Source organism: Halorubrum laminariae, from assembly GCF_024494655.1.
GTDB classification, from domain to species: Archaea; Halobacteriota; Halobacteria; order Halobacteriales; family Haloferacaceae; genus Halorubrum; species Halorubrum laminariae.
The window spans coordinates 1-8,860 of the sequence record NZ_JANHDL010000015.1 but is presented as its reverse complement, the minus strand read 5'-3'; the positions used below and the strand labels follow the sequence as shown (position 1 = coordinate 8,860).

Annotated in this window: 12 protein-coding genes; 9 read left to right on the top strand and 3 right to left on the bottom strand. The window is 51.8% G+C overall.

What is annotated here, in order from left to right:
• Window positions 1–367: 367 nt before the first annotated feature.
• Window positions 368–910 (bottom strand): hypothetical protein, encoded by a 543-nt coding sequence (locus NO887_RS16645; RefSeq protein ID WP_256407143.1) that lies wholly within the window; start codon window positions 908–910, stop codon window positions 368–370.
• A gap of 18 nt (window positions 911–928) precedes the next feature.
• Complete coding sequence (locus tag NO887_RS16640; RefSeq protein WP_256407142.1) at window positions 929–1,633, bottom strand: hypothetical protein; 705 nt, start codon at window positions 1,631–1,633, stop codon at window positions 929–931.
• Between the two features lie 258 nt (window positions 1,634–1,891).
• Between NO887_RS16640 and NO887_RS16635 the strand changes: the two genes are divergently transcribed.
• The 4 genes from NO887_RS16635 (at window position 1,892) to NO887_RS18835 (ending at window position 5,953) form a co-directional block, all read left to right on the top strand.
• Complete coding sequence (locus tag NO887_RS16635) at window positions 1,892–2,356, top strand: hypothetical protein (RefSeq protein WP_256419332.1); 465 nt, start codon at window positions 1,892–1,894, stop codon at window positions 2,354–2,356.
• Between the two features lie 191 nt (window positions 2,357–2,547).
• Window positions 2,548–3,111 carry a hypothetical protein gene (locus NO887_RS16630; RefSeq protein ID WP_256419331.1) on the top strand — a complete coding sequence of 188 codons (564 nt, stop codon included), beginning with the start codon at window positions 2,548–2,550 and terminating at the stop codon, window positions 3,109–3,111.
• A 249-nt stretch (window positions 3,112–3,360) separates the two neighbouring features.
• Window positions 3,361–5,175: a transposase gene (locus NO887_RS16625; protein WP_256419330.1), complete on the top strand. Its 1,815-nt coding sequence runs from the start codon at window positions 3,361–3,363 to the stop codon at window positions 5,173–5,175.
• A 616-nt stretch (window positions 5,176–5,791) separates the two neighbouring features.
• Window positions 5,792–5,953: a DUF8106 domain-containing protein gene (locus tag NO887_RS18835; RefSeq protein ID WP_465262007.1), complete on the top strand. Its 162-nt coding sequence runs from the start codon at window positions 5,792–5,794 to the stop codon at window positions 5,951–5,953.
• A 72-nt stretch (window positions 5,954–6,025) separates the two neighbouring features.
• Here the strand turns inward: NO887_RS18835 and NO887_RS16620 are convergent, their stop codons facing one another.
• Window positions 6,026–6,277, bottom strand: coding sequence for a hypothetical protein (locus tag NO887_RS16620; protein WP_256419329.1), 252 nt, complete (start codon window positions 6,275–6,277; stop codon window positions 6,026–6,028).
• A 325-nt stretch (window positions 6,278–6,602) separates the two neighbouring features.
• Between NO887_RS16620 and NO887_RS16615 the strand changes: the two genes are divergently transcribed.
• The 5 genes from NO887_RS16615 (at window position 6,603) to NO887_RS16595 (ending at window position 8,677) form a co-directional block, all read left to right on the top strand.
• Window positions 6,603–7,007, top strand: a complete 405-nt coding sequence (locus tag NO887_RS16615; RefSeq protein WP_256419328.1) for a hypothetical protein — start codon at window positions 6,603–6,605, stop codon at window positions 7,005–7,007.
• Complete coding sequence (locus NO887_RS16610; protein WP_256419327.1) at window positions 7,004–7,447, top strand: hypothetical protein; 444 nt, start codon at window positions 7,004–7,006, stop codon at window positions 7,445–7,447. Before NO887_RS16615 ends, NO887_RS16610 begins: the two co-directional genes overlap by 4 nt.
• On the top strand, window positions 7,444–7,791 hold the full coding sequence (locus tag NO887_RS16605) for a hypothetical protein (RefSeq protein ID WP_256419326.1): 348 nt from the start codon (window positions 7,444–7,446) through the stop codon (window positions 7,789–7,791). Before NO887_RS16610 ends, NO887_RS16605 begins: the two co-directional genes overlap by 4 nt.
• The gene (locus NO887_RS16600; RefSeq protein ID WP_256419325.1) at window positions 7,784–8,047 is read left to right on the top strand and encodes a hypothetical protein; all 264 of its coding nucleotides are present in this window, start codon (window positions 7,784–7,786) and stop codon (window positions 8,045–8,047) included. The genes NO887_RS16605 and NO887_RS16600 overlap by 8 nt, the downstream gene beginning before the upstream one ends.
• A 294-nt stretch (window positions 8,048–8,341) precedes the next feature.
• Window positions 8,342–8,677, top strand: a complete 336-nt coding sequence (locus NO887_RS16595) for a hypothetical protein (RefSeq protein ID WP_256419324.1) — start codon at window positions 8,342–8,344, stop codon at window positions 8,675–8,677.
• Window positions 8,678–8,860 lie beyond the last annotated feature (183 nt).

Below are 8,860 nucleotides of genomic sequence, written 5' to 3'. Positions count from 1 at the left end.
CTACAGGTCGCCAGTTGAATACTCGGAGTACTCCCGCCCATATTGATTTAAACATAAAATTGTTTTCACTTCACGATTGCGAGTGAAGAATTCGCAGCTCTCATCGACCGGCTGTTTCAGGCAAGAATATGTCTGAAGAATAGGATTTCAACAAAGCCGAGTTTCCGAATTTGTTGACTCGCTCATCTCTTTAAATAATTCGTACCGTTGTTTGGACGGCTTAGTCCTTTGAGTTTCCGACTTTCTTAACAAAATCGGAAACTCAAAACACAGACCGATTGACTCCCACCGCCTTCGAAATGAAGACCCCGTTATCGAAATGAAATCAGACCCTGAAACTACTGGACCTTTGTCGGAAAACGATTATCTACTGACTAGCCTGTTCCGTGATTGATACAGATTCAGAGACAGGTTCACTCTGATCACCATTCGGAGCTTCAAGCACGAGTGTCACATCGTACTCTCCCGTCTGTATATTGTTATCCCACCGATCCAAAAATAAGATACTCTGACCAATCAAAACCACATCACTCTCTGTTTCTGGTTCAATATTCTTCTCTCGTTCTTCTTCCAAAGTGATGTCATCACTCTCGATAGTCCATCGCTCAGTTATTCTAAATTCATCACCGTAGTTTGGTGTTTTGTATGTCCGTGAAAGGTGTAACCACGCTTCATCGTATCGGACAGACATACTCTCAACCGCAGGACGGTCGAGATCTTCTGGTTCTTGAGTGTCTTCAGTTGACTCTACTTCTACTTCCTGCTGTTCTTGATCATTAGATTCGTCGCTTTCTGCACCACTCTCTGCCGACTCACCATCTTCAACTGAATCATCAGAACTGTCGCCAATAGTTACTGTACACCCAGCAAGACTGACCAGTGAAACAGATAGTATCGCTCTACGATTCATATTATAAACAACTCTCAATCAGCTTGGTGCTTCTAATGTCACTTCAAACTCTACTGGATCATCATCTCCAGTCAAGGCCAAATTCATCGTAACTACTAGCCAATGTGGTCCTTCAACATTTATTGTTCCTTGGTCACGGGTTTCTCCAAGGTGAGTCTGACCGTGCCCCACCGACTCTACCCATTCTCCTGACTCGTCAATGAAATTCAAACCGGAGACAGCCGTTGAATATGTACTGGCACTCATGAACCCATCAAAGTTGTATGGTCCAAATACATCCGGGGTTTCCGAGCTAATTGTTAGTGGGAATTCGGGCGTTTCGACGGATTTCAGACCAAGTGGAGGGTGCTGTTCAATGATGATCTTCCACTCTCCGTTGGTAGTAACATCTAACGCGTATTCCCCGGTTTCAATATCACTGTATTTTCTGATACGGGATAACCGGGATTCTATTGTGAAAGCCGTACCACTGCCATCTTCATCGGCGGGGATAACATCAGCAGAGAGACGATCATCGCTTTCAACTTCAAATAATATTGCTCCCTCATTTTCTACGGAGAACTCATTTAATGCCGATCCGTCTCCTTCGTAGGTTTCTCGAATCAATTCATTGCTCTCTGTCGGCTCGCTTTCTGTGGGGTCGAACCCAGTTGGAATACTAGTGCATCCTGCAGTACCGGCTATCCCGATCCCGAGAACAGCAAAATAATCGCGGCGGTTCATGCCAATTAGACTGTCAGTCATTCATAAAAACATACGCCTCCGTTGAAATCCTATTCTTCAGATACATCATCGACTGAAACAGCCGGTGGATGAGAGCTGCGAATTGGTCGGCTCTATTGAAGTCTTCTTCCTCAGTCATATTCTTCGCAGGAACAGATGGTTACAAAGAGCCGTACTCATCTAGTTAGTTGACCCCGCCATCGTCGTGACTATTTCACGAGGAGGACATTTATATCGCTGTATTGAGGATTTGCTGTTATGCGTTATCGATCCCTCCTCATTGGTGAATCTCCTTTTTTTATCTATACACTCATGGCAACAGCCCTCCTACTGGCTATCTTTTCTCTTGGGTTCAGCGTGGGCGTTGAGTTCGCGTCTGGCACGCTCCTCACGCTGTGTATGTCTACGGTCGCGCTGTATGCTGGAGTCAAGTGCGGTGGATTGTTGATAGCACAGGTTTCCGTCTTCTCTGCTATCTTCTGGCGCGCTGTGTTTCCACCTCTTCTCGGATACCTTCGGTGGGATGACTCTTCCCAGTACCGTACCATCAGAAGTGTAGATATTTACCTAGGGCCAGAAGGAGAACTTATGTGGGGTATTGAAGCTGGCATTCAGTATGGAATTCTTGCCGGAGTCTTCCTTGGTAGTGCTGCCTACGGTATCGGCGCACTATACCGACAACTCCGGCGCGACGATCCATCCACCTATCCGGGCATTATATAACAACTATTCCGGTGGTGATGTGACGTATATACCCAGTACTAACCGATCTACAGACAATACTTCCGGGGTTGTGCGGCTGAATCAACCGCAAGATCGCGCTTGCGTATTGAATCCGGTCACAGAGTACTTGTCCATTTTGGAATTTTATTTCTCCCGAAAACACTTATTCTCAACTACTGTATCCTGAATTAGTGAAACGACGCTCATTCTTACTCGGATCTACAGGGATTGCCGGTTTATCCGGGTGTCTCGGAATTCAAAGTGGAAATGAAAGTGGAAATATTCGTCCCGAAGGGAACCCTACCGACGCTCCTAATGAGTTCGTCTGTGAAAGCAGCGAGTTCAATAGACATCTTAAGCCGTATGATTCAGACAATCTCAGGTGGGGCGATACAGACGAAGAGTCACTCCGTGTAGATGGACTCTCGTTCAATTATGGGGAAACGGCTGAGATCAGCTTACATGCCAACGAACGAGGTACCAGCGACTCATTTAATTTCGAGATATATACCGAGAACGGGTGGCGCGATGTGCGGGGAGTAGTAGACGACAGTAAGATCGGCTATACTGATGAACTTGTCAATGGTGGCTTCACATGGGAGCTCGAATTGACTGAAGAGGGAATCATCTCCGCAAGTAATGATACAATCCCCCTTGAAGTGTGTCCTGATCTCGTTTCGGGTCGGTATCGATTCATTTTCTGGGGCTTGATCGGAGACGGGTCTGTTGCTGTCAGTTTCGACATTGACGTATGAATACACTATACTGAACGAGAGCAGTGACCACTTCCACTCCGCTGATGGATTCTTTATATAGTTGGCAAACAAATATGTCACTACGTGACAAGAACCGCGGCACAGGCCCCAACCGGGTCACGGTGGGAGCGCCTCGGTCCACGGAGGCATCTCGACAGCGCGGGCTATGAATCTACACCGAAAGATTACGACGTAGACGGACTTTACACCACGAATACTGGCGATCTTGTCGAAGCACGGTCCTTCGATATGACATTCCGCGAAATGGTTGACGGCGTTCTTACAACCTACCCACGCGAGCAACAGGTCCGACACGATCGGTCAGTCACGCTAGAAGATATTGTCGCCGAAGTCCCAGCCTGCTACCTCCGATTCTACGATACTTTCGACCACGAACAGGGCGACCCGAAACCTTGGGAAGCTGTCTTCCGAGCGCACGTGCTCCGCTGCGTGAAAGGCTGGAAGAGTGAAACGACTCTCTGGAAATACCTCAAACAGAAGCCGTTTCTTACCACGCAGCTCGGCTTCGATGGAATCCCCCATCAGTCCACACTCTGGCGGGCGTGGGAAGACCGTCTCAAAGACGTTCGTGGTGCGGTTCGAGATGCTGCCGAAGTCGTCGTAGACATCGCTCGATACCACGACATTCCTGCGCCCGAACCTGAGTTTCTACCCGACCAGCCGATGGACACGGTCACGCGATCGAAAAGCAAGGATACGCTCGCTCGTGAGAAGGCCCGAGAGGTTTGGAAGGGTGCGAAACCCATTGTCGAGGACTGCTTCCATCTTGACCGCAGCGGGAACGCAAGTATTCCCGAAGGCGCATTCTGGGAACAGCAGTCATATTTCGGGATGCGGAGTGATATGCACCCGAACGACGGCGCACAGTCCTTTGCCACCGACTCTACCCGGACGGAAACGCCGTCGGGTGATTCACACCGGTTACAGACGAAGACGCTTGGCGTCGAACGTATCCGGACGATGCTCCGGGACACTAGCCGGACGCTCGTTAAACAGGCGAAAGCGAAAGACAAGATGGGACGCAAGCAGATGGCGGCTATCGACTTCACGAAGGGCAACCCGTGGAGTGGACATGTTGAACGTGACAGCAGCGGACAGAATCAGGAACCGTGGATTCTCGGTTACAAAGGCGACGACGGGCCATTCTTCCAGTGGGCGGTTATCAAACTTGTCGGCCACGATGTCCCACTGATCCTTGATGCTGTTCCGGTCGTTCGAAGTCGAACGCGGGCGGATATCGTGGACGATCTCCTAGATGGAGCGACCGAGATCGTCCCCGGACTCGATTTGGTGATGATGGACCGTGAGTTCGCGCCTGACGGCGTGAAAGAGGTCTGCGAGGAGCACGATGTCTACTACCTCAATCCCGGCGTTGTGCGGTCCAGTAGTGACCATGAACACCAGATCGCCAAGCTTGCCAGCAAAGACAAAGACTTCGACGTCGTCGAGCAAGAGCGCCTCGACGACAGGCCGACACGGAAGGCAGTCTACCTTCCGAAACGCGAGTGGGAACGTGAAGAGGAAGACGACGACGGGACGGACGTGACAATCCGACAGGAGCTCATCGAGGACTTCGAAGATATCGGTGACACCACGCCGCTGTCGGAGGACCGTGACGGCGACTCGCCGCTAAGCAACCTCCTCGACGAGGTTGCCGAAGAAGAGGAGATCAAGGAGCCGGCGCGTGTCGAAGCGCCGACGGTACCTTTTGAGACAAATCTCCCGTGGGTAGATGTCGATCCCGATGATGAGTGGGAGATGAAGCACCAGATCGGGCGGCTGATGGTCCGGTACAAGCAGCGCTGGGGCATCGAGAACGGGTTCAAGAAGCTGAAGACGTTCCTCGCGGAGACGCAATCACCTGACCACCGGTTCCGGTACTTCAACTTCGCGTTCGCCTGCGTGTTGTATAACTGCTGGCGACTCGTGGATATCCTCGTGCAGTTGGAACTCCACGGTGAGGTCGGCGACCAGCCGGCAGTCTCTTCGAACTCGTTCCTGACATTTGCCAAGAAGAACTACGGCCTCGATCCACCCGACTAATTTCTCGTCTCCTCTGAGCTTGCTCGATCGTGAGCGGCGGCGCTGGCCTACCCGGCGATTTTCTATCGGATTTGTGAATGCTACGCGATAGGTCTTTCAGAAGCGCGCTTCGAGACCTGCTCGGCCACTTATTTCAGATGACTTAGCCTCGAAACCTGTGCATCATAGACCCATCTTCGCAACATCAGGGATCGCGAATTTATATTGTGACATGCGCTTTATTACACACCGATAGTGGGGTGTGAGCCACGATCGATCCGGGACCGGGGCGTGTTTACCCGTTTGGGGTAGGAGTATCAGGCTGTAGACTGCGGTAAACGGGCTACACACCGCATTTCCGTGGATATGTGCCTATATTTTGGGATAACACCTATGGTCCCGAATAGTGACCCCAGTACGACCACGCCGGCGGACGTCGATCCCGACGCTGTCCCGCGTGTTTGATTCAGTATGTAAATATCAAGAAACGAATTAGACCGGGATCGGGGTGGTATGTGTAAGGAAAACCGAGGGGTTCTACCGATCCCCATACTGACGCTCCCGTGACTCTCTATTCCGGGTGACTCGCAACCGCAACCATCCATATGATTAAGACCCTCCTCTATTCTGTGAAAACATGGTTAACTGTCCAGAATGTGGGCATCAGGCCCCCCCAGAGGGTGACTGGTTTAGACCCGTTAAAAAAGAATTTGCTCTTCCGATAGGGGTTGTGCTTATCGTTTGTCCTTCATGCGATTCTATATTAGGAGGAACTGCGGCCAATCACCCGGATCAGTAGTTTTGTTAGTTAGGCTCGGGGACCGTTGCACCCGTCCCGGTGGGTCGGGTTTTCGGTGTTGCTGACGGTGAATTACAGTTCTTCAATGTAAGAGTCGATAGCTTCGCGAGTGTCATCCCACTCGTCTTTTCCCCTGACTTTGAGTTCGTGTCTGAGCTTCCAGCTATCGCCATTATGTTTCCAAAGATAAACTTTGACTGTACGCTCCCCAAAGCCCTCAATAAGTGCTACTTCTTTCCACCAGTTACTACTCTTGTAGATCGTGGTGTGTTTACGAACGTCCAGACCCTCGTGTACGGGCAACTCGGATGATACTGAGCTCATACAACTTGTATGTGAGTGTATATGCGTTTAAACGTTGTTAGAGGCCCTGAGACTCGTATATTTGTAAAAATCCGGTGCTTTCGACGGTTTAGAATCAAAACCCGGTGTACTGTTACTCTGTACAAAAAATAAACAAATGTTCAGTTAGTACACGGAAGTAGAGACCGACCCGGGTGTTCCAACCACCCGGACGTTTCAACACGCCCCGAAGAACCGATCTGTCTCTGCCATATTGTGTAAGATATATGGTTTCAGTCTTTGCCATCACCGTTTACCATCTTGTGTGAGCCTAATGGTTAAGACGGACGCGGTCGAGCGTTGGGGTATGCCACGGGAGCACGGCGACGACGGTGAATACATTGAAACGGTGACGCTCGACGACGTTCGGGCAGTGTTCGACGAGGTACGCGGGCCGGTGGTTCTCTCGGCGGACGTATCGGACGCACTCGGGTGTTCACGAGAGACGGCGCGGCGAAAGCTCGGGGCGCTTTACAACCGAGGCGAGGTGGATCGGCGGAAGGTATCACGCCGAGTGCTTTACTGGAAGGATCGCGCCGGTGACGCCCCGACGATGGACGACGGACTCCCGTCCGGTCCCGGCGACGTGAGACGCGATTCAGTCGGCGAGGACGCCGCGAGAGCGGACGCCGGCGACGACGCGACCGAAACCCCGGCCGACCCTCCGACGGACGCACACAGCGCGGACGGGGTCGGCGAGGAGGAATCATGAGCAACGACAGCGGATACTCCGAGCAAGAAGACGTTCAGAATATGATTGATCGGGCTGTCGAGCGGGACGGTCCGACGTATGTCCGTGAGAATATCGATCGGTTACTGGGGGGCATTAACGTCGTCATGAGTGTTGATAAGGATGAGCTGGAAATCCCGACGGCACTCGACGCTGCGCTCGCCCGGTGGGATCCGTCGACCGGGATCGACCCGGCGATGACGCGAGCGCAGACACGGCGCGCGGCCGAATACCTCGCGGCGACGGGCGACCGGCTGGGCCGGACCGGGCTCGTTGATGCGCTCGCGGACGGGAGCACGCTCGACACGGCTACATGGTGGGGGCGAGCGGTCGACCCCGGCCTCCGGTATCTCACCGAGGAGGGACTGGTCGCGTATCGGCCGGTCGACGACACGTATCGCTGGGTGGGTGACAATCGATGACCCCCGGATCATTCGCCGTCGTTTCAGGGATTGTATCTCTACTTGTGCTGGGTGTTTTCCTCCTCTTTTTTGCGGCCGTCGGAATTGGAGCTGTGTCGGCGGTTATTCATGATCGGGAGTCACCGGAATCGCTCCGAGGGTGGGCGTTGTGGCTCTCTCGGGGTATCGCATACATTACGATTGCGAGCACCGGGACGCTCTTGTTGCTCTTTGGTCTGACCGCGGAACCGGTCATTACTATCATCCTGCTCGGTGTGTTCCTTCTCGCAGGCGTTGGAGTGTGGTCCTTAACCAAGGATTACAAGATAACGCGAAAGGACTCCGGTGAGGAAACCGATGAGTGACGATCCCGAGCCAGTCCCGGAGAGTGATCCACAACATATCGATCCGGCGGGCGACCTCGCAGATGCCGTTGAGAACGGCGACCTCGACCTCTCGCTCGACGACGACCAAGACGCCGAAGAAATTCGGGCGTTCGTTGAGGCGGCCGAGAGCGGCGAGTTGGGACCGGTCGATCCGGGACTTGAGGCACAGGTACGGATCGCCCGCGCGCTCCTCAACGACCTCGACGAGAGCGACGACGCCGGCGAGGGCAAATGATAGCGCCGTCCCTCCCGACCGGCTACGGCATCCCCAAGCACGTCCCAGCTGGCCGTCGCGGTAGGTCGCGTGGTTCGGGTGCGAACATCGGGGTTTTATACTAAATTACGACGTTCGCCGGCCGCCGTGACACACTGAAGCGTGGATACATTATCTGATACTATATCGGTCCTAAACATACAATTTATTATATTATTGAGTCGGTTGCGCGGTCGAATATACCATTTTCAATCTGGTAAGTCAGTTAATCTGACTTTATTCTAGGCATATACCGAATCCAACGATTCTATACTTATGACTGATTTCACAGGTTATCTACTGGGGATAAGAGATACAATTGTTAAAAAAAGGGGTGGAGAGGTTGGGTATGGAGTTATGACGTTTGTTGGCCTCTGTGTGTGCTTATTTACGCTTAGTACAGGTTCAGTAGAATTCTATTTATCCTCATTGGGTACATCACTTCCATTTTTGTTTGGCCTAGCCGTCGCCATGTACGGTCTCTCTGGGTTTATTCCCGATAACAACAAAAACCTAATACTTCTACTGAGGATCGGTTTTCTAGTGGCCATCAGCGTTGGAATTGGATTGGTAATATTACTAATCATATTTATGCTAGGTAATACTCCATAAGCACTCTTCAGCGACCGGCTGTTTCAGGCGAGAATATATCTGAAGAATAGGATTTCAACAGAGCCATCAGAGACTATTCCGGCCCATCGCAAACGACACCAATCTGGAGAGCCTGTCGAATATGGAAATTCTTCTCTTCGCGAGTATCGACTTCTAGAGCCTTCTCAAGATGGAATTGATACC